Genomic DNA, 23936 nt, shown 5'->3' with positions numbered 1-23936 from the left:
CGGTGCGCAATGCGGATAAAAAAAGGGGCGCAATCGCTGCGCCCCTGATGTGATGCGGTTAAGGTCAGATCGCGACCGGCGCCTTGATGGCCGGATGCGGATCGTAACCTTCGATCTCGAAGTCTTCGAAACGGTAATCGAACAGCGAAGCCGGTTTGCGTTTGATCACCAGCTTCGGCAACGGACGCGGTTCACGCGTCAGCTGCAGCTGAGTCTGTTCCATGTGGTTGCTGTACAGGTGGGTATCGCCGCCGGTCCAGACGAAATCGCCCACTTCCAGATCGCACTGCTGCGCCATCATATGCACCAACAGCGCGTAGCTGGCGATGTTGAACGGCAGGCCGAGGAAGACGTCGCAGGAACGCTGGTACAGCTGGCAAGAGAGCTTGCCGTCCGCTACGTAGAACTGGAAGAACGCGTGGCACGGCGCCAACGCCATCTGATCCAGCTCGCCGACGTTCCAGGCGGAAACGATGATACGGCGCGAATCCGGATCCTGCTTCAGCTGTTGGAGCACGTTGCTCAGCTGATCGATCTGACGGCCGTCCGCTGTGCCCCAGGCGCGCCACTGTTTGCCGTACACCGGGCCGAGATCGCCGTTTTCATCGGCCCACTCGTCCCAAATGGTGACCTTGTTGTCACGCAGGTAGGCGATGTTGGTATCGCCGTTCAGGAACCATAACAGCTCATGAATGATCGAACGCAGATGACATTTCTTGGTGGTCACCAACGGGAAACCTTCCTGCAAGTTGAAACGCATCTGGTGGCCGAAAATCGACAACGTGCCAGTGCCGGTACGGTCGGCTTTAGGGGTGCCCTCGGCGAGCACCTTGTTCATCAAATCCAGATACTGTTTCATTTGTCCCTCACGACAGTTGTTGCTGCGGGCGACGACGGTACGCCCAAATCATCATAATAACACCGGCCACCACCATCGGGATGGACAGGATCTGCCCCATGCTGATCACGCCGTCGAACAAGCCAAGCTGGGCATCCGGCTGGCGGAACGCTTCAACGATGATGCGGAATGCGCCATAACCGATCAGGAACAGGCCCGATACGGCGCCCATCGGCCGCGGCTTGCGAATAAACAGGTTCAGAATGATAAACAGCACCACGCCTTCCAGCAGCAGTTCATACAGCTGCGACGGGTGGCGCGGCAGTACGCCGTACTGGTTCAGCAGCGGCAGCAGAGAAGGATCGGCGGCGGCGAGGGCCACGTCTTCGCTGCGCGAGCTTGGGAACAGCATTGCCCAAGGGGTATCGGTGGTCACGCGACCCCACAGTTCACCGTTGATGAAGTTGCCGAGGCGGCCGGCACCCAGACCGAATGGGATCAGTGGCGCGATAAAATCGGAAACCTGGAAGAAGGTGCGTTTGGTGCGGCGAGCGAACCAGAACATCACCAGAATCACCCCCATCAAGCCGCCGTGGAACGACATGCCGCCATCCCAGACCTTGAACAGATAGAGCGGGTTATCCAGGAACAGCGGCAAGTTGTAGAACAGCACATAGCCTACGCGGCCGCCGACAAATACGCCCAGGAAACCAGCATAGAGCAGGTTTTCAACTTCGTCTTTGGTCCAGCCGCTGCCCGGCTTGTTGGCGCGGCGCACCGCCAGCCACATGGCAAAAACGAAGCCGACCAGGTACATCAGGCCGTACCAATGCAAAGAAACCGGGCCAATGGAGAAAATGACCGGATCAAATTTAGGAAACGCCAGATAGCTATTGCTCATCTATCACCACAACATGTCTGTTATTTTTCCCCATGCGGGGGCGGCAGGTGCCAAGCGGCGACGGAGATTATCCCGCGCCTTGCAAACGGCAGCGTTAGCCGCTGTGGTGTACAAGGCGACGAGCATGCGCCGCGCTGAGGTTGCGCATCATAACATAGGCTTAGCGCGGTCCGGTCCGGCAGGGCGGGAAAAGTTCTGTAAAAAAATCACACCGCACGGCGGCTATCGGCCCCCGCGGATCAGCCCGCCCATGCCGCGCCGCTCCATAAACGCCGCCACCAGATGGCGCACTTCGGTGGTCATCTGGGTGTTCAACACCCGCTGCGCCAGCACTTCGGCGTCGGCCAGGTCGATATGCCGCAGCAGGTATTTGATGCGCGCCACGCTGCGGCCGTTCATGCTCAGATTACGATAGCCCATACCCACCAGCAACAGCGCGCCCATGGGATCGCCGGCCAGTTCACCGCAGAGGCTAAGCTGCAACCCGGCGGCTTTCCCCTGCTCGGCGATCAATCTCAGCACCTGCAACATCGCGGGATGCAAACTGTCGTACAACGAGGCGACCCGGGTGTTGTTGCGATCCACCGCCAGCAGGTACTGCGTCAAGTCATTAGTGCCGACCGAGATGAAATCAACGCGCCCGGCCAGATGCGGGATCAGGAAAATCATCGACGGCACTTCCAGCATCACGCCGATTTTCGGTTTCGGGATCGCGTAGCCGAGCACTTCTTCCACCTCGCGCCCGGCGCGGTCAATCAGGCGTTTAGCCTCGTCGACCTCTTCCAGGCTGGTGACCATCGGCAGCAGAATGCCCAGGTTGCCGGTACCGGCGTTGGCACGCAGCATCGCGCGCACCTGAATCAAAAAGATCTCCGGCTGATCCAGGGTAATGCGGATGCCGCGCCAGCCCAGGCAAGGGTTCTCTTCGCTGATCGGCATATAGGGCAGCTGCTTGTCGGCGCCGATATCCAGGGTGCGCAGCGTGACCGGCTTGCTCGGGTAAAGCTGCAGCATGCCCTGGTACTGCGCGACCTGCTCTTCTTCGGAAGGGAAGCCGCTTTGCAACATGAATGGGATTTCGGTGCGGTATAGCCCCACGCCATCCACCCGGCCGCCCAACAGCTGTTCATGTTCCGGGCTGAGGCCGGCATTCAGCATCACCTGAATGCGCTCGCCGCTTTTCAACTGCGCCGGCTGCTCGACGTCGTCTTCCGCCAGCTTGCTCAACTCCAGCTCTTCGCTGATCAGCCGTTGATATTCCTGCACCAGTACCGGCTCAGGATCGACCAGCAGTTCACCGCGATAACCGTCGACGATCAGCAACCGCTGGCTGAGCAGAGAAGGCTGGATGTCGGCGCCCATCACCGTCGGCACCCCCATCGCCCGCACCAGAATCGCCGCATGCGAGTTGGCGGCACCGTCGCGCACCACCACGCCGACCAGACGATCCTGCGGCACTTCGGCCAGCAATGTCGCGGTCAGTTCATCCGCCACCAGCACAAAACGCGCCGGCCACTGGGTGGCGCCCTGGGTGGTGTCGTCGAGGTGGAACAGCAGACGCTGGCCAAGCGCGCGCAGGTCGCTGCCGCGCTCGCGCATGTAGGTGTCCTGCAGTTTGGCGAACTGCTCGGCAAAGGTTTCTATCACCTGTTTCACCGCCCACTCCGCCACCGAACCGTTGTCGATTTCGGCGAACAGTTCGCGCTTGAGACGGGCGTCGTTTAACAGGTGAGAATAAAGATCGAAGATCGCCGCGCTCTCTTTTTGCGAACTGGCGGCAAAACGCTTGCTGAAGCGGCGAAACTCCGCGCCGGCCTCTTCCAGCGCCAGCGTCAGGCGCTCGCGCTCGCTAGCGGTGTCCAGCGTCGACGCGCGGTAAACCTGATCGAGCGAAGGCTGGCTGCTGTCCTGCCACCCTTCCGCCACCGCCACGCCGGGCGAAGCCGCCAGCGCGCGCACGCGCGTTTGGCGATACTGGCCGAAAATGGCGTTGAGCTGCGACTGTGACAGGATCCCGGCCATCTGCGTGGCCAGGGTGACCATGAAAGACTCTTCGCTTTCGTCGAACTGGCGCAGTTCGCGCTGCTGCACCACCAGCACGCCCAGCAGCTGGCGCCGATGAATGATCGGCACCCCGAGGAAGGATCGGAAACGATCCTCTTTCACCTGCGGAACGTATTTGAAACTGGGGTGGCTTTGGGCATCGGCCAGGTTGATAGGCTCGGCCCGGCGGCCGACCAACCCGACGACGCCCTCGTCAAACGCCAATGCGATAGTGCGCCCGCGCGGCTTTTTCAGCCCGCGCGTGGCCATCAGGTAGTAACAGCGGCGATCGTTGTCCGCCAGGTAGATGGAGCACACTTCGGTGTCCATCGCCAGACAGGTTTCATTGACCAGCAGATCCAGCGCATCCGTCAGACTGGCCGCCGCGGCCACCTTCTCTACAATTTCTCGCAAGCGCGTGAGCATAGTCGGCTTAACTTAACCTCTCTTTCGGCGATAAGCGGGGGCCTGCCGCGGCGCCGCCTGCTCTTGCATCGGCATCACGGTCACGGCGAATTCTTTCATCACCCGGCGGTAGACGTCGCGTTTGAACGACACCACCTGGCGCACCGGATACCAGAAGCTCACCCAGCGCCAACCGTCGAACTCCGGCGTGCTGCTGCGCTGCATATTGATATCAGCGTCATTGCACAGTAGCTGCAACAAAAACCATTTTTGCTTTTGGCCGATACAAACCGGCTTTGTGTCCCAACGCACCAAACGTTTCGGCAATTTATAGCGCAACCAGTTGCGGGTCGAAGCCAGGATGCGCACATCCTTTTTACTCAGCCCCACTTCTTCGAACAGCTCACGGTACATCGCCTGCTCCGCAGTTTCGCCAGGGTTAATCCCACCTTGGGGAAACTGCCAGGAGTGCTGACCGTAACGGCGGGCCCATAAGACCTGCCCCTGACGATTACAGATTACGATACCAACATTCGGGCGGTAGCCATCATCATCGATCACCGGACTACCTCGATAAGCTTAAATTCGCATAGATGTCCTGATTGTTTCACACAAGCTACAGGCGGTAAACCACTGCTTTACGGCGCTGCGGACCGGATAACATTGGGATAACTCACAGATATAGGCAAAGTTATAAACATACTCCAGCCTTTCGGGCCGGTTTTATTCACTTTTTCTGTGGATAGGTGTGTGCAGAACTCGAGGGATAAGCCGGTACAACTCTTAAACCCCAAAATCCCCCACCGCCCCCAAAAACACACATTTACCTTAAAAACATATACTTAATTAATGCCACATCATTATGTACAGAGTAAAAATGTGATCTATGCACGGTAAGGATCTTACCCTGGCGAAAGATCCACCAACGCCGTTTTTATCCACAGATTATCCGAGCAAGTTACGCACAAAACGGACAAATTCGTAAAAAACCGCCCGAGTCAAGGCTGTAAATTGAACCAGTGATCGGTAAAAATTTGGGTTATCCCATAAATCTGTGGATAAATAGGTGTAAGATCCTGTTTATTGTCGGTGGCTTCAGGTGAACAAGCCCCGCCAGTGCATTGCCTCCCCCGCAAGGAAATGAAAAAAGTCATGTAAAATCATGCTACTATTATTCTTTTCCCCAGGCGATGACGGTTATCGTTCGTCGTGCATAATTGCAGTACGTTTTTCAACCAAATTCGACAGGCTTGATTTATGGCGTTTTTATCCCCTTTGCCGCCCCCGCCGGAAAATGAACGGCAGCTGTTCGAGCGTGCTCAGGCGCTGGCCGGCGCCAGCTTTGGCGAGCTGGCCGCCCGCGCGCAGCTGCCGATCCCCAAGGATCTGAAGCGCGATAAGGGCTGGGTGGGCATGCTGCTGGAGCTGTACCTCGGCGCCATGGCCGGCAGCAAACCGGAGCAGGACTTTCCCGAACTGGGCATCGAGCTGAAAACCATTCCTGTCGACGCCGCCGGCAAACCGCTGGAAACCACTTTTGTCTGCGTCGCCCCGCTTACCGGCAACAGCGGCGTCACCTGGGCCAGCAGCCACGTTCGCCACAAGTTGGCGCGCGTCTTGTGGATACCGGTAGAAGGCGAACGGCAGATCCCGCTGGCCGAACGCCGCGTCGGCTCGCCGCTGCTGTGGAGCCCGAGCGCCGCAGAAGAAGAGAGTCTGCGCCGCGATTGGGAAGAGTTGATGGATCTGATCGTACTCGGCCACGTAGAGCGCATCACCGCGCGCCACGGCGAAGTGCTGCAGCTGCGCCCCAAAGCGGCCAACAGCAAGGCGCTCACCGAAGCCATCGGCGAACAGGGGCAACCTATCATGACGCTGCCGCGCGGTTTCTATCTGAAAAAGAGTTTTACCGGCGCGCTGCTGGCAAGACATTTCTCAATCTAAGCGATTTCGTTTAACTCTGGTTTAGCTAACCCTGTCAGCGCCACGATAAACGCGTATAATTCACGCTTTGCATTTATTAAGTATTAAGGTGTGCCGGGCAATGTTCGAATGGATTATGGATCCCAATGCCTGGTTAGCGTTAGGTACGCTAACCATTCTTGAGATCGTACTGGGTATTGATAACATCATTTTTCTGTCGCTGGTGGTAGCCAAGCTGCCCAAAGCGCAACAGAACAAAGCTCGCCGGCTCGGTCTGGCCGCTGCCATGATTATGCGTCTGGCGCTGTTGGCCTCTATCGCCTGGGTGATCCGCTTGACGCACCCGCTGTTCACCGTGTGGGATCACGCCGTTTCCGCCCGCGATCTGATCCTGCTGCTGGGGGGGCTGTTCCTGATCTGGAAAGCCAGCAAAGAGATCCACGAAACCATCGAAGGCACGGAGGAAGAGCACCACACCAAGGTGCACAGCTTCTTTGGCGCGATCGTGCAGATCATGCTGCTGGACATTATCTTCAGTCTGGACTCGGTGATCACCGCCGTGGGCCTTTCCGACCATCTGTTCATCATGATGGCGGCAGTGGTGATCGCCGTCGGTGTGATGATGTTCGCCGCCCGGCCAATCGGTGAGTTCGTCAATCGCCATCCGTCGGTGAAAATGCTGGCGCTGGCGTTCCTGATCTTGGTGGGCTTCACGCTGATGCTGGAAAGTTTCCAGGTGCACGTGCCGAAAGGCTACATCTACTTCGCCATGTTCTTCTCGATGTCGGTAGAAGCGCTCAATCTGATGCGCAGCAAGAAAAACCGCTCGCCGGAATAACCCTACCCGGAAGCCGCCAGCGGCGGCTTCCATCGCTTCGTTGACCTCTCATTTCACTTTTTCTTATCAGATAAAGACTTATCTGAGACGCCCTTCGCCGAGAGTTTGCTAATCTTGAAATAACAACGTTTTCTGCATAATCGAGGATCCGCAGGATGAAAAAGTGGGTAATGACAGTGTCTGCGCTGGTGATGGTGGCCGGCCTGGCAGGATGTTCCAGCGACTACGTGATGGCGACCAAAGATGGCAACATGATCCTGACGCAAGGCAAGCCAGAGATCGACAAAGACACTGGCCTCATCAGCTATAAAGACGAGAAAGGCAACCACCGCCAGATTAACGGCGATCAGGTTTCCCAGGTTATCGAACGCTAATCACCGCCCGCCGGCTATCGCCCGCTCGAGCGCGGTAGCCCTCATTCGTGTCCGCACGGAATCCGCTTCCCCCATCTTCACCGCTTGGTTATAGTCAGGAAAGGCGACATCGCCGCCCGACGGACTTTGCGCCGTCTTCTGACATTGGGCTCCTGTTTCACCGGGCCGCGCGGCCCATCAGCGCTAACAAGAAAGGAAGGCCGTTAATGCAATACCACCGTATTCCCCACAGTTCTTTAGAAGTGAGCGTGCTGGGACTGGGCACCATGACCTTTGGCGAACAGAACAGCGAAGCCGACGCCCATGCGCAACTGGACTATGCATTGGCCGCAGGCGTGAACCTGATAGACACCGCCGAACTCTACCCGGTGCCGCCCCGCCCGGAAACCCAGGGCCTGACCGAGAGCTATATCGGCAGCTGGCTCAAGGCGCGCGGCAATCGTGAAAAAATCGTCCTGGCCAGCAAAGTCTCGGGCCCGGTGCGCGGCACCGACAGCAGCATCCGCCCACAGCAGGCGCTCGATCGCAAAAACATCCGCGCCGCTCTGGACGCCAGCCTCAAGCGGTTGAACACCGATTATCTCGATCTCTACCAATTGCACTGGCCGCAGCGCGCCACCAACTGCTTTGGCAAACTCAACTATCAATACACCGATGACAAAGCTACGGTTACGCTGCTGGAAACGCTGGAGGCGCTGACCGAGCAGGTGCGCGCCGGCAAGATTCGCTATATTGGGGTTTCCAATGAAACGCCCTGGGGCGTGATGCGCTACCTGCAACTGGCGGAGAAACACGAACTGCCGCGCATCGTGTCGATTCAAAACCCGTACAGCCTGCTGAACCGCAGCTTTGAGATTGGCCTGGCCGAGATCAGCCAGCACGAAGGGGTGGAACTGCTGGCCTATTCCAGCCTGGCGTTCGGCACCCTGAGCGGCAAATACCTCAACGGCGCTAAACCGGCCGGTGCGCGCAATACGCTGTTCACCCGCTTCAACCGTTATTCAGGGCAGCAAACCCAACTGGCGATCGCCGAGTACGTGGCGCTGGCCAAAAAACACGGGCTGGATCCTTCGCAGATGGCGTTGGCCTTCGTGCGTCAGCAGCCGTTCGTCGCCAGCACCCTGCTGGGCGCCACTACGGTGGACCAGTTGAAAATCAACATCGACAGCCTCGATGTGGTATTGGATGAGGACGTGCTGCAGGCGCTGGAAGAAATCCATACCCGGTTTACCATTCCGGCGCCTTAATGAAGCAAGGGCGCAGCCAGGCTGCGTCCCGCTTTTTACCGCCGCTGTGTCCACCACAGCACGCTAATCGCCAACGCAAACACCACGCCAAACCCTACGCCGACGCCCACCACCGGCACGCCCAGCTTCACCACCAGCGAATACAGCGCCAGCATCAGCAACATGGCGGCGTTTTCACCCAGGTTTTGCACCGCGATCGCATTGCCAGCTCCGACCGAGTGCTTGCCCCGCTCCTGCAGCAACGCATTGAGCGGCACCACGAAGAAGCCCCCCAGCATGCCGATGATTGCCAACAAGACATAGGCATTGAGCATGGTGGTTTGCAGCGCGAACACCGCGACCGCGACGCCGATCAGGATCCCGGCCGGCATGCAGCGCTTCACCGTCTTCAGCGTGACGAAGCGCGCGGCGGCGCCGGCCCCCACCACGATACCGACGGCCACCATGGCGTTCAGCAGCGTCGGCGTGGCGTTATCGGCGATGCCGAGCGCCACCGGCACCCACAGCACCAACAGAAAACGCAGCGTCACGCCGGCCCCCCAGAACAGGCTGGTGCCAATCAAGGAGAAACGCGTCTGCCCATCGCGCCATAACGTGACGCAGGCGGTAAAGAAGCTGTTCGTCATGGCCCGCGGGCGCCAGGAAGCCCCCGGGCGCGCCGCCGCCAGACGCGGAATATACAGGTTGGCGACCACCGCTCCCGCGTAAACCAAGGCGCAGGCCGCCAGCGCCGCGACCACATGCCAGTCCGCCAGAATACCGCCGGCCACCGACCCGGTCAGAATCGCGGCGATAGTCGAGGCCTCCATCAGGCCGTTAGCCTTGACCAGCTTCTCGCCACTGGTGATCTCGCCCAGAATGCCGTATTTGGCCGGCGAATACGCGGCGGCCCCTACGCCGACCAGGCTGTAACCGAGAAACGGGTTGAACCCAAAGCAGATCACCAATGCCCCCGCCAGCTTCAGGGCGTTGGCGAACATCATCACCCGCCCTTTGGCGAAGCTGTCGGCCACCTGGCCGACAAACGGTGCCAGGATGATGTAGGTGGCGACAAAGGCCATCTGCAGGATCGGCTGGCTCCAGTCCGGATACAGCTGCTGCTTGATCAACGCCAGCGTGGCGAACAGCAACGCATTGTCGCCGAACGCCGAGAGGAACTGCGCGCTGATGACGGCGATCATGCCGCGTGACAACAAAGGGGATTCGGTAGAAGGATTCATCAGGCACTCTCCGGCTGTTCGGCCATATGACGCAGGGTGACGAAATCGGGTTTACCGCTGCCGAGCACCGGCAGCGTTTTCAACAGGCGAATATCGCGCGGCACCGCCAGCTCCGGGCTGCCCAGCTCGCGCGCCACCCGCAGCAAGGCTTCGCGGGTAATGGCGGGATCGGTGGTGAACAGCACCAGCGCCTCGCCTTTGCTGCTGTCGCTTTTGGCGGTGGCGGCATGCAGTTTTTCCGGCGACAGCCGCTGCGCCAGCAATTCGACGCTCTCGAGCGACACCATCTCCCCCGCCAGCTTGGCGAAGCGCTTCACGCGGCCGCGAATGGTGCAGTAACCCTGCTCATCCAGGCTGACGATATCGCCGGTGTCGTACCAGCCCGGCTGCAGCACGCCGTTCGCATCTTCCGCCGCCGGCGGCTCCAGCTCGCCGGGGCGCTCAACCCGCAGATAGCCTTTCATGATATTCGGCCCCTTCAGCTGCAGGCGGCCGCCGTTATCGATGCCCGGCACCGCGATCAGGCGCGCCTCCATTTGCGGCATGATGCGGCCAACGGTGCCCACTTTCGTCGCCAGCGGCACGTTAATGGAGACCACCGGCGCGCACTCGGTCACGCCATAGCCTTCCAGAATGCGAATGCCGTATTTGTCCTGGTAGATCTGTTTGGTGCTGTCCGCCAGTTTTTCCGCGCCGGCCACCACGTAGCGCAGGCGGGCGAAATCATACGGATGCGCGAAGCGCGCATAGTTGTTGAGGAAGGTCGCCGTGCCGAACAGCACCGTGCAGTTGCGGTCATACACCAGCTCTGGCACCACGCGATAGTGTAGCGGGCTGGGGTAGAGGAAAATGCGGCTGCCGGTGATCAGCGGCGTGAGCAGCCCCACCGTCAGGCCGAACGAGTGGAACAGCGGCAGCGACGACATGAAGCGGTCGCGCGGCGTGAAGTCGGCGATGGTGCGAATTTGTTCTACGTTGGCCAGCAGGCTGGCGTGCGAATGCACCACGCCCTTGGGATGGCCTTCGGAACCGGAAGTAAACAGGATCAGCGCCGCGTCTTCCGGGCGTTGCGGCAACGCCGCGCGCTGCGGCTGCAGCAAATGCCGCAAAATCCACAGCTTGTCCGCCAGCGTGACCGTATCTTTCAAATCTTCCAGATACACCCAGTTGGCTTGCGGCACCTGTTCCGGCAGGTGAGTCAGCTTGCCCTTTTCCAGAAACTGGCGCGAGGTGACGATGGTCTTGATGCCGGCGGCAAGCATCGCGCTGTTCAGGCCGTTGGCGCCGGCGGTGTAGTTGAGCATCGCCGGGATGCGGTTACGCAGCGAAGCGCCGAAGATCGCCGCCGCGGTGATGGTGGCGTTCGGCAACAGCAACCCGACGTGTTCCCCTTCGGCGGTAAAGCGCTGCAGAATACGGCTGACGCCCAGCGATTTCTTGATCAACGTCTGGTAACTGTCTTCTTTGAAAGCGATGTCTTCGATACAGGGCTTGCGGCGCCCGTAGCGGTGCTGCGCCGCCAGCAAGGCATGGAACAGCGTCTGCGGTTCGCGCGTATCCATCCGCGCCCACATCATGATCTGCATCAGCCGATCGCCCGCCAGCGCCCGGCGTTCACGCGCGCGCGGCGCTTCCGGCATCGGCAACGTGGTCGGCGGCAAGATGCGGATGCTGATTCGCGGGAACCAGCGGATTTTGAATACCCCGGCCATGCGGCCGAACGGGCTGAATTCAGGCCCGTCGATCCGCACCGGCACCACGGTGGCGCCCGATTTGGCGGCGATAAACGCCGCGCCGTCGTAGATTTTCATCAGCGCGCCGGTCACGGTGATGCGCCCTTCAGGGAACACCACGATCGGCCGCCCCTGCTCAACCATCCGCACCAGCTGTTTGATGGCCATCGGCTTGGTGGGATCGAGCGAGACGAAATCGATGTAGGGCCGCAGCCAGCGCATAAACCAGCTCTCGCCGATGCTGGCGTAAACCGCAAACACCGGTTTAATCGGCAGAAACAGCGCCAGCAGCACGCCGTCGAGGAAAGAGACGTGGTTCGGCGTAATCAGCAGTTTTTGCCGCTCGAAGTGCTGGACGTCCCCTTCGACCCGAACCCGAAACAGCAGGCGAAACAGCGCGCGCAGCAGTGAAAAGATCATGCCCTTCTCCCTTGGCCATGGAGGCGTAAATCGTTGTAGGGAAAAGAATACTATATGGCAGGCAAAAAAAAACCTACGCATCCGCGTAGGTTGGTGCAATTGAAAATGGCTTCAACATACAGAGTATGCTGATTTCTCACCAATCAATACCTCTGGGATCACCTACTCTAGAGAGATGGCGTGCAGGAAACTACCGGCGAATCGCAAGAGTTCTGCTCCAAATGCAACCAGCTGTAAATTTCCCGCGATCTGCTGTAATAACTCAATGAAACTTAAACCTTCCCGCAGCGGCGAAAAAATAAATATAACAACGACGGCGAGCCGGTTATCCCGACGCGAAATCGTCATTCATCGCGCGCTAACCTCGACCAGGCAACTCATGGCGTTCGGCCCCTGCGTCAACGATGAGGTGCCGATATCCAGCGTCAGCACGTTCGGGTTGCCCGCCTGTTCGACCGGCCGGCGCTGCGCGTCGTAACCCGGCTCGAACCAGGCGCCGGTCGCCATCAGCACCACACCGCGCGTCACGCCGTCGGTGAGGGTCGCCCCCGCCAGGCAGCTGCCGCGCGCATTGCTGACCAGCACTTCGCTACCCTCTGCCACGCCGCGCTGCGCCGCGTCTTCCGGATGCATATACAGGGTTTCGCGCCCAGCGGTCTTATTGCCCTGCGCCAGCGGCGCCGGATCCATCTGGCTATGCAGACGATCGCTCGGCTGGATGGAGATCAAATGCAGCGGCCAGGTTTTGGCCTGCGGCGCGCCCAGCCACTCCACCGGCGGCCGCCACTGCGGATGCGGCGCGAAATCCTCGTAGCGATAACCGGCGATCCGTTCGCTGAACAATTCGATCTTGCCGCTGGGCGTCTGCAGCGGACTAGCCTGCGGATCGGCGCGGAACTCGTCAAAAAAGACGAACTCCTTGGGCGGCGCGGGCAGTTCGACATAGCCCCGGTGCCAAAAATCCTCAAACTCGGGCCAGGCGACGCCGGCACGCCGCTGCGCCGCGCCGCATTGCCGATAGATCTCTTCGATCCAGGCCCGCTCGTCGCGGTTTTCGGTAAAGCGTTCGCGATAGCCCAGGCGCTCCGCCAGATCGGCGAAGATGTCAAAATCGTTGCGCGCCTGATGCTGCGGCGCAATCGCCTGATGCATCGCCAGCACGTAGCGATCGCGCGAGGAGCCGCCGATATCGTTGCGCTCCAGCGAGCTGGTGACCGGCAACACGATATCCGCCATTTTGGCCGCCGCCGTCCACCAAATATCTTGTACGATCACCGTATCCGGCTTCTGCCAACCTTCCACCAGCCGGTTCAGCTGCTGATGATGATGGAACGGGTTGCCGCCGGCCCAGTGCACCAGGTGGATATCCGGGTAATGCCGCGTCTCGCCGCAAAATTGATAGGCTTCGCCGGGGTGCAGCAGCATGTCGCAGATGCGCGCCACCGGGATCGCCAGCCCGGCCGGGTTATCCCCTACCGGCATGGTCGGCACGGGGGTGTCCACGCGCGGGTTACCGACGCCGTTCATCGATCCGTGGCCGAAGGAAAAGCCGCCACCCGGCAGCCCCACCTGGCCCAGCATCGCCGACAGCGCGATCATCATCCAATACGGTTGCTCGCCGCGGTGCGCGCGCTGCACGGAGTAGGAACAGGTGATAAAACTGCGCACGCCGATCAGCTGCCGCGCCAGCCGCGCGATGCGCGCCGCCGGAATGCCGGTAATGGCGCAGGCCCAGGCCGGCGTTTTCACCACGCCGTCGCTCACGCCGTTCAGGTAATCCGCCAGCTGTTGATGGCCTACGCAGTGGCTGTGCAGGAAGGCTTCGTCCTGCGCACCCAGCTGCTGGATTTCGTAAGCCAGCGCCAGCATCAGCGCCACGTCGGTATTCGGCCGGATCGGGATCCACTCCGCGTTGACGAACCCGGGGCAGTCGTCGCGCATCGGGCTGATGTTGACAACCGGCGTGCCCTTCTGCGCCAGCTTTTGTAGCCAGGGCTTGAGCGCATGCTCCGCCGCGCCGCCGGAAGAAACCTGGGCGTTTTTCAGCGCCAGCCCGCCAAACGCCACAAACAGCTCGCAATGCTCCACCACGCTCGGCCAACTGGTGACGCGCCCGGTCAACGGCGAGAAAGTGCCGATCACATACGGCAGGAAAAACTGCGCCGCGCCCCAGCTGTAGTTTCCCTGCTGATCGACCCCGCCGCCGCCGCTGAAATAGAATCGCCGCACCAGCGAGCGCGCATGATGCAAACGCCCGGCCGACGACCAGCCATAAGAGCCGGTAAACAGCCCGGAGGCACCGTAGCGATCGCGCACCCGGCGGTTCTCCTGCGCCACCAAATCGAGCGCTAGCTCCCAGTCCACCTCGACGAAGTCTTCCCTGCCGCGCAGCGTGCGGTCGCTGCCCTCGCGCTTTTGCAGCCACGAGCGGCGCACCGCCGGCTTGCGAATACGTTTGTCGGAGTAAACCATCGGTGCGATGGAATCGAGCAATGGCGAAGGATCGGGATCGTCGGCGAAGGGTTCACAGCGGATAAGCCGGCCGTCTTCAACCACGGCGGTATAAGCGCCCCAATGGGCGAGCTGCGGATAGCGTTTAATGGACATGGCGTTCTCGGCGCAAATCGGAATGCACAGACGTTACCTCAGCCCGTCGCCAGAGCCAACGTACAAATTGCGCTATCGTTCGGCGGCCGATGGTTATGCGTACAGACTCGAAGAGATTCTGCAACGGCCGCCACAAGTTGCGCACGAGACCGCTTGCAGCCCCGGTTGTTTTCCGCAAAACTGAGGGATGTAAGCGATTACCCAGGATGTATTGACTGATATGGCTACGATAAAGGATGTTGCCAGGCTGGCGGGTGTTTCCGTGGCCACGGTATCCCGCGTGATAAATAATTCCCCCAAGGCCAGCGAAGGGTCACGCACCGCGGTGCTGGCCGCCATGGAACAGCTGCAGTATCACCCTAACGCCAACGCTCGGGCGCTGGCGCAGCAATCCACCGAGACGCTGGGCCTGATCGTCTCCGACGTTTCCGATCCCTTCTTCGGCGCGATGGTCAAAGCGGTCGAGCAGGTGGCCTACGCCACCCACAATTTTCTGCTGATTGGCAACGGTTACCACGACGCCGAAAAAGAGCGCCAGGCGATTGAACAGCTGGTGCGGCACCGCTGCGAAGCGCTGGTGGTGCACGCCAAGAGACTGAGCGATCGGGAACTTTGCGGCTGGATGCAACAGATCCCGGGCATGGTGCTGATCAACCGCACGCTGCCGGGTTTTGAAACGCGCTGCGTGGCGCTCGACGATCGCTACGGCGCCTGGCTGGCGACCCGTCATCTGATCCAGCAAGGGCATCAGCGCATCGCCATCATCTGCTCTACCCACCAGATTTCCGACGCCACCGATCGCCTGCAGGGCTATCTCGACGCGCTGCAGGAGCACGGCATTGCGGTGGATGAAAAGCTGATCGCCTACGGCGAGCCGGACGAGATCGGCGGCGAACAGGCGATGACCGAATTGCTCGGCCGCGGCCGTTCGTTCTCCGCCGTTACCTGCTACAACGATCCGATGGCCGCCGGCGCGCTGTCGGTGCTGAGCGACAACAGCGTCGACGTACCGGGGGAAATTTCGCTGATCGGTTTCGACGACGTGCTGATTTCGCGCTACCTGCGGCCGCGCCTGACCACCATTCGCTACCCTATCGTAGCGATGGCCACCCAGGCGGCAGAGCTGGCCCTGGCGCTGGCCAACCGCCAACCGCTGCCGGAAATCACCAACATGTTCAGCCCGACGCTGGTGCGCCGCCACTCGGTCGCCACCCTCAACAACGCGCACGAACAGCCTTAATTCGCACCGCCGCATGACGCTGTGAAGCGGGCGCAAGGCCCCCGCCCGCTTATCAGATAAGTTCCAGCGCGATCAGTTCTTCGATGGTTTGGCGGCGGCGGATCAGGCGCGGCTCGCCGTTTTCGAACAGCACTTCAGGCAACAGCGGACGGCTGTTGTAGTTGGAGGACATCGATGCGCCGTAGGCGCCGGTGTCGTGGAATACCAGATAATCGCCGATCTGGACCGGCGGCAGTTCGCGGGTTTCCACGCCGCCGCCCGCCTGCTGGGTGAACACGTCGCCGGATTCGCACAGCGGCCCGGCGATCACCGTTTCGCGCAGCGGTTGCCCCGAGGTATCGCGCCCATCGGCCGGCAACAGCGAAATATGATGATAGCTGCCGTACATCGCCGGGCGCATCAAATCGTTAAAACCGGCGTCCACCAGCACGAAGTGGCGGCTGCCCATGTCTTTTACCGCCCGCACTTCGGCCACCAAGACGCCCGCTTCCGCCATCAGGAAACGCCCCGGTTCGATCTCCAGCTGCACCGGATGCCCCAGATGCGCGGCGATACGTTCACGCGCCCGGTTCCACAAACCGAAATAGTGTTCGGTATCGATCGCCTCTTCGCCGTACTGATACGGGATAGACAGGCCACCGCCGGCGGAAATGGCGCTGATGTCATGACCGAGATCGATCACCTGCTGCACCATCGCATCGCAGACCCGTTCCAGATGCTGGTAATCGACGCCGGAACCGATATGCATGTGCACGCCGATCAGCTTCAGGCCGTAGCGGCGGATCTTCTCCACCGCCTGCGGCAGGTCGGCATACCAGATACCGTGCTTGCTGTTCTCGCCGCCGGTGTTGGTTTTCTGGCTATGGCCGTGGCCAAACCCCGGATTAATGCGCAGCCACACCGGGTGCCCTGCGGAAACCTGGCCGAGCTGATCCAGCATGTCGATGGAGCCGGCGTTGACCGGGATCTTCAATTCGCTGACGCGCGCCAGCGTGGCGTGATCCAACACGTCCGCGGTAAACACGATCTCACTCGGTTCGCCGCCCGGCTGAAAACCGGCCCGCAGCGCCCGCTCGATCTCACCCAGCGATACCGAATCCACCTTTACGCCCTGCTCGCGCATCAAGCGCAAAATATGAATGTTCGAGCAGGCCTTCTGCGCAAAACGGACAGTGTCGAAGTGGCGCAGCTGAGCGATGCGCTGGCTGATGATGTCCGCATCATAGGCCCAGACCGGGCAGCCGAAACGCTGCGGCAAGGCCAACAGGTTAGCGGCGTTCAACGCGGTGGAGGTGTCGTGCAACGGGCGTGGCATGGCGATATTCCCAATTCGAAAATGACGGCAGATAACGCCATAGTGCCGCACGCTGAATTGGGTGGAAAATATCTATTTAGCCGTAGTCTATTCATTTATGATATGGTTTTCCCCTTAACCGAGCGGCCTCGCCATGCACAGCATCTCTTTACGGCAGATCGAAATCTTTCGGGCGGTGATGACCACCGGCAACCTGACCGAGGCGGCGGCCCTGCTGCAAACTTCGCAACCGACCGTCAGCCGCGAGCTGGCGCGCTTTGAAAAGCTGATCCGGCTGCAGCTATTCGACCGGGTGCGCGGTCGCTTGTCCCCCACGGTGCAGGGCCTACGGTTGTTCGAAGAGGTGCAGCGCTCCTATTACGGTCTCGATCGCATCGTCAACGCCGCCGCCGGCATTCGCCAGTTTCAGCAGGCGCAACTGTCGATCGTGTGCCTGCCGGTATTTTCCCAATCGCTGCTGCCGGCGGTGTGCCGGCCCTTTATCGAACGTTACCCAGAAGTCAGCTTCAGCGTCATCCCGCAAGAGTCGCCGCTGCTGGAAGAGTGGCTGTCTGCCCAGCGTCACGATCTCGGGCTGACGGAAACCACCCTGACGCCGGCGGGCACCGAGCGGGTGACGTTGATGACGTCGAACGAAGTCTGCGTGCTGCCGACGGGCCACCCGCTGCTGGTGAAAGATCGGCTGACGCCGCAGGACTTCGCCGGGCAGAACTTTATCAGTCTGTCGAGCACCGACAGCTATCGCCACCTGCTGGATGCGTTGTTCGGCGAACAGCGCGTCGAGCGCCGCATGGTGATGGAAACGCACAGCGCAGCGTCGGTGTGCGCCATGGTGAGGGCCGGCGTGGGGGTGTCGATCGTCAACCCGCTGACGGCGCTCGACTATGCCGGCAACGGTGTGCACGTGCGGCCGTTCAGCATCGACGTGCCGTTCACCGTCAGCCTGATCCGGCCGCTGCACCGCCCTTCATCGGCGCTGGTCACCGCCTTTATCGACCACCTTCATCAGCAGGCCGCCGCCTTTGCCGCCCGGCTGGCCGCCGCCGTCAGGCGCTGAAAGCGGCGTGGGAATATTGCCGAAGCATCAGCGCAGCGTCGCCTGCCACTGCGGATCGGTGGCGAACCACTCCACCAGAAAGTCCAGCATGGTGCGCAAGGTGGCGGGCATCTGGCGGCGTGAGGTATAGATGCCGTAGATGCCCATCGACTGCGGCCGGTAATCCGGCAACAGTTCGACCAGTTCGCCGCTGGCCAGCAGCGGCGCCGCCGAATAATAGGGCTGCATGGAAATGCCTGCCCCCTGCACCGTGCCGGCCATCAGCACCACCGACTCGTTGGCGCTCAGGTTGCCGCTGACCGCCACCGCCGATTTCACGCCCTGAGCATCGAAGTGCCACAGGCTTTTGCCGAAATAGGAGTAGGTCAGGCAGTTGTGCAACGCCAGATCCTGCGGTTGACGCGGGGTGCCGTGCGCCGCCAGATACGCCGGCGCGGCGCACACCACCGATGCGCAGGTGGACAGCGGGCGGGCGATCAGGTTGGGATCCAGCTCGTTGGTGATGCGCAGCGCCAGATCGATGCGCTCTTCCACCAGGTTCACCGCCCGGTTGTTCATCTGTAGATCGACCGCCACCTGCGGGTGACGCTTCAAATACTGAGCGACGGCCCCCACCAGCGCCGTTTGCCCGAGCGACTGCGAACAGGTGATGCGCAGCAGGCCGCGCAGCTCATCGCTCTGCCCTTCCTCCACCAGGTCGATCTCCCCCGCCAGCGCCAGCATTTGCCGGCAGCGTTCCAGAGTACGCTCCCCGGCGTCGGTCAGACTAAGCTTACGGGTAGTGCGGTGCAGTAAACGCGCTCCGGCCCATTGCTCCATCTGCGCCAGGTAGCGCGTCACCATCGCGCGCGACATCTCCAGCGTTTCCGCGGCGGCGATCATGCTGCCGCGATCGACGATGGTGACAAAAACCTCAGCGGCGGTAATGCGATCCATGATTAGTCCGATTTATGCAACGAATAATTGCTTATTATCCGGTTTTTCTATCGCTTTATGCAACCTAACATCATTACAACATTAACCGATACCCAAGGACCTCTGCCCATGTTTAAGAAATCACTGTTAACTCTGGCCTTCACCGGCGTCGCCACCCTCAGCACCTACGCCACCGCGGCCGATACCCTGACCATGGAAGTGTATAACCCGGGCGAGAAAAGCGTGTTCCCGGTGTCTTCCGAAATCATCAGCGGCAAACACGAAGTGGCGCTGATCGACGCTCAGTTCCAGCGTAACGATGCCGAAGCGCTGGTGAAAAAGATCAAGGCAACCGGCAAGAAACTGACCACCGTTTATATCAGCCACTCAGACCCGGATTTCTATTTCGGTCTGGACGTGATTAAAGCGGCCTTCCCGGAGGCGAAAATCATCGCTTCGCCAGGCACCATCAAGGACATCAACGCCACCAAAGACGGTAAAGTCGCCTATTGGGGCCCGATCCTGAAAGACAACGCGCCGAAAACCGTGATCGTGCCGCAGCCACTGCAGGGCGACAGCTTCACCATCGACGGCCAGAAAGTGGAAGTGAAAGGCCTGAACGGCCCGACCCCCGATCGCACCTTCGTGTGGATCCCGGCGCTGAAGGCGGTCGTAGGCGGTGTCGCGGTCGCCGGTGACAACATCCACCCGTGGATCGCCGACAACCAGAGCGTGGAATCGCGCCAGCACTGGCAGCAGACGCTGAAAAACATCGAAGCGCTGAAGCCGCAGGTCGTCGTGCCGGGCCACTTCCTGCCGGGCGCAGCGCAAACGCTGGCATCGGTGCACTTTACCCAGAAATACCTGACCACGCTGGAAGCCGAACTGCCAAAAGCCAAGGATTCCGCCGCGCTGATTGAAGCGATGAAAAAGCACTACCCGACGCTGAAAGACGAGTCGAGCCTGGAACTGAGCGCGAAAGTGCTGAAAGGCGAGATGAAGTGGCCGCAATAAGCGCCCGTGCGTGATTGAACCAGTCCTGGCGCCGCGGTGAACTGCCGCGCGCCAGGCGAGGAGTAAAGATGACCGAAACCACTCTGCATTACATTTTCGATCCGCTGTGCGGCTGGTGCTACGGCGCCGCACCGCTGGTGAAAGCGGCTCATAGCCTCCCCGGGCTGAAGGTCGTGCCGCACGCCGGCGGCATGATGACCGGCAACAACCGCCGCCAAATTACCGACGAATGGCGCAACTACGTCATTCCGCACGACAAACGCATCGCCGAGATGACGGGCCAGCCTTTTGGCGAAGCCTATTTCAACGGCCTGCTGCGCGACACCACGGCGGTGATGGATTCCGAGCCGCCGATCACCGCTATCCTGGCGGCGGAAAAGCTGGCGGGACGCGGGCTGGACATGCTGCACCGCATTCAGCAGGCGCACTATCAGGAAGGCCGGCGCATCGCCGACACGCCGGTGCTGGAAGCGTTGGCGAAAGAGCTGGGGTTACCTTCAGCGGCGTTTATCGCCGAAATGCGTTTCAGCAGCGGCGCACCGACCGCGCAACACATTGCGGAAAGCCGGGCGCTGCTGGCCAAAGTGCAAGGCCAGGGCTTCCCGACCTTTGCGCTACAGGACAGCGAAGGCCGCCTGCATCTGCTGCCGGCCGGCAACTATCTGGGCAATGTGGAAGCCTGGAAGAACCTGCTGGGCGCCGCCGCGCTGGCGTAACCAACCTTTCTCGCCCCGGCTGCCGGGGCGGGTCATTCGACCCGCACGAACCGTCCTTCCGCCCGCACGTTGTGACCGAACCCGCAATCCCCGCGCGTGTGCATCTCCAACGCTTGCTCGCCAAACTCCAGCGTGACGTCGCAGACCTGCGCGCTTTCCGAATCATGCTGATGATAAACAGCTTTACCGTGCTCGATCGGCAGCTCGGCCGTGAAGTCGCCCATGTTCGGGCCGTAATACAGCCCCATCTGCGGCATGGCGTAGCCGGAGAAATCGATCAGCCAGCGCTCGCCCTGCGGCTTCACCACCACTTCGCTCCACACGCCGCGCCCGGCGTATTGCCAATACACACCGCCCGGCCCCTGCGGCTGCGGCCGCTGTGCCAGCCGTTGGCGCAACAGGCTCATGTTGTGCTGCGATTTGTCATCGTGCGGCGCCAGCGCCAGATAGGCCTGCGCCTTGAGCAATTCGCCGGCGTGCATCAGCGACAGCGCCACGTTGTTGTAAGCCGTGGCGACGGCCTGCTCGCTCAGGCCGCAAAACTCGCTCCAGGCTGCCTGATCGCGAAAGATGTCGGCAGCTTTGGCGTAATCCTGCCGCTGATAGGTCTTTTTTCCCAGCTCGGCGTAGCTCGCCACCTTTTGGCAGTCGGCGGCGATGTCCGGCTCGTCAATGTGCGCCCAGGCCCGGGCGCTGGCGAAGACGCCGCAGGTCAGCAACAGGGGAACCCAAGCCTTCATCGTTTATCCTTTCTGCAAAAATTCGGCGCCAGTATAACCGCCCGGCGGCGGAGTGTATGCCGCAATTGCGCCCATCTGCGCACCGCTGACGATTCAACCGCCTTATTTCAAACGGTTAGCGAGGTCAAAACTGCTTACAGTCGCGGTTTGTTTGTTACCGGCCCGCGGCCCATGCTGAACAAAATGCCGCAATTAACGAGTCGCTATGAACGCAACCCCCTTGCAGAAACACGCCGTTTGGCAGCTGATCAAACCCTTTTGGGTGTCGGAGGAGCGATGGCGCGCCTGGATGATGCTGATCGCCATCGTCGTCCTGTCGCTCGGTCTGGTCTATATCAGCGTGCAGATCAACCAATGGAACCAGGTGTTCTACGATGCGCTGCAGAACAAAAACTACCCGGTATTCAAGGCGCAGCTGTGGCGCTTTACCTATCTGGCGCTGATCTTCATCGTGCTGGCGGTCTACAAGATCTACCTGACTCAGGGGCTGCAGATGCGCTGGCGGCGCTGGATGACGGAAAAGTTCATGGAAAAATGGCTGGCGCACCAGGCGTATTACCACACCGAGCAGCAGCAGATCGTCGATAACCCCGATCAGCGTATTGCCGAAGATCTCAACGTATTGACCCAATATACCCTGTCGCTGTCGCTCGGGCTGCTCTCCAGCCTGGTGACGCTGTTTTCCTTTATCGACATCTTGTGGCACGTCAGCGGGCCGATGACCTTCGCGCTCGGCCAGCACGCCATCACGCTGCCCGGTTATATGGTGTGGTTCGCACTGCTGTATGCGGTGCTGGGATCGCTGCTGATCTGGTGGGTCGGCAAACCGCTGGTCATGCTGGGCTTCAATCAGGAACGGTACGAGGCGAACTTCCGTTTCGGCCTGATCCGCATCCGCGAAAACAACGACGCCATCGCGCTGTACCACGGCGAACCGCGCGAGGCGCAGCAGCTGGGCGATCGTTTCGACACCATTCGCAGCAACTGGTGGGCAATTATGCGCATCACCCGGCGGCTGAACATCGCTACCAACTTCTACGGCCAGTTCGCCATCGTGTTTCCCCTGCTGGTGGCCGCGCCGCGCTACTTCTCCGGCGCCATTCAGATGGGCGGCCTGATGCAGATCGCCTCGGCCTTCGGCCAGGTGCAGGGTGCGCTGTCATGGTTTATCGACGCGTTTAACGATTTGGCGACCTGGAAAGCCTGCGTCAACCGTTTGGCCGGCTTCAACGCCGCCGTCGATCAGGTGCATCATCAGCCGCGCGGCATTCAGCTGCGGGAAGAGACCGCCCATCCGTTAACGCTGGATAACCTCAGCCTGAACTTGCCCGACGGCCAGCCGCTGCTGGCCGGCGCCGAGATGACGCTGCAACGCGGCGATCGCCTGCTGATCGTCGGCCCTTCCGGCTGCGGCAAGTCGACGCTGCTGCGGGCCATCGCCGGTATCTGGCCTTACGGCGCGGGGGCCATCGGGGTAGCGGCCAATGCCAACACGCTGTTCCTGCCACAGCGCAGCTACATTCCGATCGGCACGCTGCGTGAAGCGTTGAGCTATCCGAGTCTGGCATCGGAATACAGCGATCCGCAGCTGATGCGGGTGCTGGAAAACTGCCGCCTGAAGCACCTGCAGCGCTGGCTGGATACCTCCGCCAACTGGAGCCATCGCCTGTCGCCGGGCGAGCAACAGCGGCTGGCGTTCGCCCGCGCCCTGTTGATTCGCCCGAACATCCTGTTCCTCGACGAGGCCACCAGCGCGCTGGACGACGAAACCGAACAGTTGATGTACTGCCTGCTGGTGGATGAACTGCCGGACGTGACGCTGATCAGCGTAGCGCACCGCAACAGCGTGGCGAAGTACCACCAGACCTGCTGGCGCTTCAGCCGCAGCGAAGATCAACCGGCGCGCCTGGCGCTGAGCCCGCTGCCGGTATAACCCGCAGACCGACGGCGTTCGTTCAGATGCCGTCGGCTTGTACGTCTTCGCATTTCACCCGGCGGCGCTCATGCCACAGGCTGGTCAGGCCGCGTTTGCCGCACGCCAGCGCCACCTCGCGAAACTCATCCAGGCTCAACCCGTCGCGCTCCAGCATCATTTCCGCCGCCAGCTGCATATTGACGCCGGTCAGCACTTCGCAATCGCCCTGCGCATCCGCCAGTTCGCAGGCGCTGCGAAACGGCGAGCCGCCGAGCATGTCGGTGAGAAACACCACGCCGTCCGGCTGCGCCACCGCCGCCAGCGCCGAGCGCAAGGCGTCGTTGAGCTGCGCGGTGCTCATCTGTTCGGGGAAATCGACCGCCGCGCAGTGCGGCTGCGGCCCCACCACCTGCTCCACCGCCTGCAACAGCCCGGTGGCGAAGCCGCCGTGGCCGGTAATCACAATGCCTGGCAT

The 23936-nt window shown here is 61.0% G+C and carries 20 protein-coding genes; 9 read left to right on the top strand and 11 right to left on the bottom strand.

Going from position 1 to position 23936, the window contains the following annotated elements; translation table 11 throughout:
- Positions 1-64: 64 nt before the first annotated feature.
- From thyA to rppH, 4 genes are all read right to left on the bottom strand, one after another.
- Positions 65-859 carry a thymidylate synthase gene (gene thyA / locus ACJ8HT_RS19695; RefSeq protein ID WP_102985183.1) on the bottom strand — a complete coding sequence of 265 codons (795 nt, stop codon included), beginning with the start codon at positions 857-859 and terminating at the stop codon, positions 65-67.
- Positions 860-866: 7 nt separating this feature from the next.
- Positions 867-1739: a prolipoprotein diacylglyceryl transferase gene (gene lgt, locus ACJ8HT_RS19690; protein ID WP_015378920.1), complete on the bottom strand. Its 873-nt coding sequence runs from the start codon at positions 1737-1739 to the stop codon at positions 867-869.
- 222 nt (positions 1740-1961) lie between these two features.
- Positions 1962-4208: a phosphoenolpyruvate--protein phosphotransferase gene (ptsP, locus tag ACJ8HT_RS19685; protein ID WP_038878700.1), complete on the bottom strand. Its 2247-nt coding sequence runs from the start codon at positions 4206-4208 to the stop codon at positions 1962-1964.
- 12 nt (positions 4209-4220) lie between these two features.
- Positions 4221-4748, bottom strand: a complete 528-nt coding sequence (gene rppH, locus ACJ8HT_RS19680) for an RNA pyrophosphohydrolase (RefSeq protein WP_004931849.1) — start codon at positions 4746-4748, stop codon at positions 4221-4223.
- A gap of 696 nt (positions 4749-5444) precedes the next feature.
- Between rppH and mutH the strand changes: the two genes are divergently transcribed.
- From mutH to ACJ8HT_RS19660, 4 genes are all read left to right on the top strand, one after another.
- Positions 5445-6131, top strand: a complete 687-nt coding sequence (gene mutH / locus ACJ8HT_RS19675) for a DNA mismatch repair endonuclease MutH (RefSeq protein WP_038878695.1) — start codon at positions 5445-5447, stop codon at positions 6129-6131.
- Positions 6132-6231: 100 nt separating this feature from the next.
- The gene (locus ACJ8HT_RS19670) at positions 6232-6948 is read left to right on the top strand and encodes a TerC family protein (RefSeq protein ID WP_070914508.1); all 717 of its coding nucleotides are present in this window, start codon (positions 6232-6234) and stop codon (positions 6946-6948) included.
- A gap of 155 nt (positions 6949-7103) precedes the next feature.
- Positions 7104-7322, top strand: a complete 219-nt coding sequence (locus ACJ8HT_RS19665; protein WP_194572903.1) for a YgdI/YgdR family lipoprotein — start codon at positions 7104-7106, stop codon at positions 7320-7322.
- A 206-nt stretch (positions 7323-7528) separates the two neighbouring features.
- Positions 7529-8569, top strand: a complete 1041-nt coding sequence (locus ACJ8HT_RS19660; RefSeq protein WP_033635767.1) for an NADP(H)-dependent aldo-keto reductase — start codon at positions 7529-7531, stop codon at positions 8567-8569.
- Positions 8570-8604: 35 nt separating this feature from the next.
- Here ACJ8HT_RS19660 and lplT read toward each other — a convergent pair whose 3' ends face one another.
- The 3 genes from lplT to ACJ8HT_RS19645 all read right to left on the bottom strand — a co-directional run bounded on the left by lplT (position 8605) and on the right by ACJ8HT_RS19645 (position 14549).
- Positions 8605-9789, bottom strand: coding sequence for a lysophospholipid transporter LplT (gene lplT / locus ACJ8HT_RS19655; RefSeq protein ID WP_194572904.1), 1185 nt, complete (start codon positions 9787-9789; stop codon positions 8605-8607).
- Positions 9789-11942, bottom strand: coding sequence for a bifunctional acyl-ACP--phospholipid O-acyltransferase/long-chain-fatty-acid--ACP ligase (gene aas / locus ACJ8HT_RS19650; RefSeq protein ID WP_197653207.1), 2154 nt, complete (start codon positions 11940-11942; stop codon positions 9789-9791). Before aas ends, lplT begins: the two co-directional genes overlap by 1 nt.
- A gap of 348 nt (positions 11943-12290) precedes the next feature.
- The gene (locus ACJ8HT_RS19645; RefSeq protein ID WP_197653208.1) at positions 12291-14549 is read right to left on the bottom strand and encodes a molybdopterin guanine dinucleotide-containing S/N-oxide reductase; all 2259 of its coding nucleotides are present in this window, start codon (positions 14547-14549) and stop codon (positions 12291-12293) included.
- A 220-nt stretch (positions 14550-14769) separates the two neighbouring features.
- Between ACJ8HT_RS19645 and galR the strand changes: the two genes are divergently transcribed.
- Entirely contained in the window at positions 14770-15789 is a 1020-nt protein-coding gene (galR, locus tag ACJ8HT_RS19640; protein WP_060422992.1) for an HTH-type transcriptional regulator GalR, read from the top strand.
- Positions 15790-15841: 52 nt separating this feature from the next.
- Here galR and lysA read toward each other — a convergent pair whose 3' ends face one another.
- Positions 15842-17104, bottom strand: a complete 1263-nt coding sequence (gene lysA, locus ACJ8HT_RS19635; RefSeq protein ID WP_049202160.1) for a diaminopimelate decarboxylase — start codon at positions 17102-17104, stop codon at positions 15842-15844.
- Between the two features lie 133 nt (positions 17105-17237).
- Here lysA and ACJ8HT_RS19630 point away from each other — a divergent pair, with 133 nt between their 5' ends.
- On the top strand, positions 17238-18161 hold the full coding sequence (locus tag ACJ8HT_RS19630) for a LysR family transcriptional regulator (protein ID WP_194572907.1): 924 nt from the start codon (positions 17238-17240) through the stop codon (positions 18159-18161).
- A 27-nt stretch (positions 18162-18188) separates the two neighbouring features.
- Here the strand turns inward: ACJ8HT_RS19630 and ACJ8HT_RS19625 are convergent, their stop codons facing one another.
- Positions 18189-19097, bottom strand: coding sequence for a LysR family transcriptional regulator (locus tag ACJ8HT_RS19625; protein ID WP_015378928.1), 909 nt, complete (start codon positions 19095-19097; stop codon positions 18189-18191).
- A 108-nt stretch (positions 19098-19205) separates the two neighbouring features.
- On the opposite strand from ACJ8HT_RS19625, the gene ACJ8HT_RS19620 reads away from it, so the two are divergent.
- Positions 19206-20090 carry an MBL fold metallo-hydrolase gene (locus tag ACJ8HT_RS19620; RefSeq protein WP_033635778.1) on the top strand — a complete coding sequence of 295 codons (885 nt, stop codon included), beginning with the start codon at positions 19206-19208 and terminating at the stop codon, positions 20088-20090.
- A gap of 68 nt (positions 20091-20158) precedes the next feature.
- Positions 20159-20806, top strand: coding sequence for a DsbA family protein (locus ACJ8HT_RS19615; RefSeq protein ID WP_197653209.1), 648 nt, complete (start codon positions 20159-20161; stop codon positions 20804-20806).
- Positions 20807-20838: 32 nt separating this feature from the next.
- Here the strand turns inward: ACJ8HT_RS19615 and ACJ8HT_RS19610 are convergent, their stop codons facing one another.
- Positions 20839-21546, bottom strand: coding sequence for a tetratricopeptide repeat protein (locus ACJ8HT_RS19610; protein ID WP_194572909.1), 708 nt, complete (start codon positions 21544-21546; stop codon positions 20839-20841).
- Between the two features lie 205 nt (positions 21547-21751).
- On the opposite strand from ACJ8HT_RS19610, the gene ACJ8HT_RS19605 reads away from it, so the two are divergent.
- Positions 21752-23479 carry an ABC transporter ATP-binding protein/permease gene (locus ACJ8HT_RS19605; protein ID WP_194572910.1) on the top strand — a complete coding sequence of 576 codons (1728 nt, stop codon included), beginning with the start codon at positions 21752-21754 and terminating at the stop codon, positions 23477-23479.
- Between the two features lie 22 nt (positions 23480-23501).
- Here ACJ8HT_RS19605 and agaF read toward each other — a convergent pair whose 3' ends face one another.
- A complete protein-coding gene (gene agaF / locus ACJ8HT_RS19600) occupies positions 23502-23936 on the bottom strand; it encodes a PTS galactosamine/N-acetylgalactosamine transporter subunit IIA (protein ID WP_197653210.1) in 435 nt (144 codons plus the stop codon).

Origin of the sequence: Serratia sp. CY44782 (assembly GCF_052168715.1) — a bacterium.
GTDB classification, from domain to species: Bacteria; Pseudomonadota; Gammaproteobacteria; order Enterobacterales; family Enterobacteriaceae; genus Serratia; species Serratia nevei.
This window is presented reverse-complemented; position numbering and strand designations above follow the sequence as displayed.

Coding starts and splice junctions, on each gene's coding strand:
- ACJ8HT_RS19625 (WP_015378928.1), bottom strand. CDS start 19,097: ATGGATCGCATTACCGCCGCTGAGGTTTTTGTCACCATCGTCGATCGC.
- ptsP (WP_038878700.1), bottom strand. CDS start 4,208: ATGCTCACGCGCTTGCGAGAAATTGTAGAGAAGGTGGCCGCGGCGGCC.
- lgt (WP_015378920.1), bottom strand. CDS start 1,739: ATGAGCAATAGCTATCTGGCGTTTCCTAAATTTGATCCGGTCATTTTC.
- ACJ8HT_RS19605 (WP_194572910.1), top strand. CDS start 21,752: ATGAACGCAACCCCCTTGCAGAAACACGCCGTTTGGCAGCTGATCAAA.
- mutH (WP_038878695.1), top strand. CDS start 5,445: ATGGCGTTTTTATCCCCTTTGCCGCCCCCGCCGGAAAATGAACGGCAG.
- ACJ8HT_RS19665 (WP_194572903.1), top strand. CDS start 7,104: ATGAAAAAGTGGGTAATGACAGTGTCTGCGCTGGTGATGGTGGCCGGC.
- ACJ8HT_RS19670 (WP_070914508.1), top strand. CDS start 6,232: ATGTTCGAATGGATTATGGATCCCAATGCCTGGTTAGCGTTAGGTACG.
- ACJ8HT_RS19620 (WP_033635778.1), top strand. CDS start 19,206: ATGTTTAAGAAATCACTGTTAACTCTGGCCTTCACCGGCGTCGCCACC.
- lplT (WP_194572904.1), bottom strand. CDS start 9,789: ATGAATCCTTCTACCGAATCCCCTTTGTTGTCACGCGGCATGATCGCC.
- aas (WP_197653207.1), bottom strand. CDS start 11,942: ATGATCTTTTCACTGCTGCGCGCGCTGTTTCGCCTGCTGTTTCGGGTT.
- lysA (WP_049202160.1), bottom strand. CDS start 17,104: ATGCCACGCCCGTTGCACGACACCTCCACCGCGTTGAACGCCGCTAAC.
- ACJ8HT_RS19645 (WP_197653208.1), bottom strand. CDS start 14,549: ATGTCCATTAAACGCTATCCGCAGCTCGCCCATTGGGGCGCTTATACC.
- ACJ8HT_RS19630 (WP_194572907.1), top strand. CDS start 17,238: ATGCACAGCATCTCTTTACGGCAGATCGAAATCTTTCGGGCGGTGATG.
- galR (WP_060422992.1), top strand. CDS start 14,770: ATGGCTACGATAAAGGATGTTGCCAGGCTGGCGGGTGTTTCCGTGGCC.
- ACJ8HT_RS19615 (WP_197653209.1), top strand. CDS start 20,159: ATGACCGAAACCACTCTGCATTACATTTTCGATCCGCTGTGCGGCTGG.
- ACJ8HT_RS19610 (WP_194572909.1), bottom strand. CDS start 21,546: ATGAAGGCTTGGGTTCCCCTGTTGCTGACCTGCGGCGTCTTCGCCAGC.
- ACJ8HT_RS19660 (WP_033635767.1), top strand. CDS start 7,529: ATGCAATACCACCGTATTCCCCACAGTTCTTTAGAAGTGAGCGTGCTG.
- agaF (WP_197653210.1), bottom strand. CDS start 23,936: ATGCCAGGCATTGTGATTACCGGCCACGGCGGCTTCGCCACCGGGCTG.
- thyA (WP_102985183.1), bottom strand. CDS start 859: ATGAAACAGTATCTGGATTTGATGAACAAGGTGCTCGCCGAGGGCACC.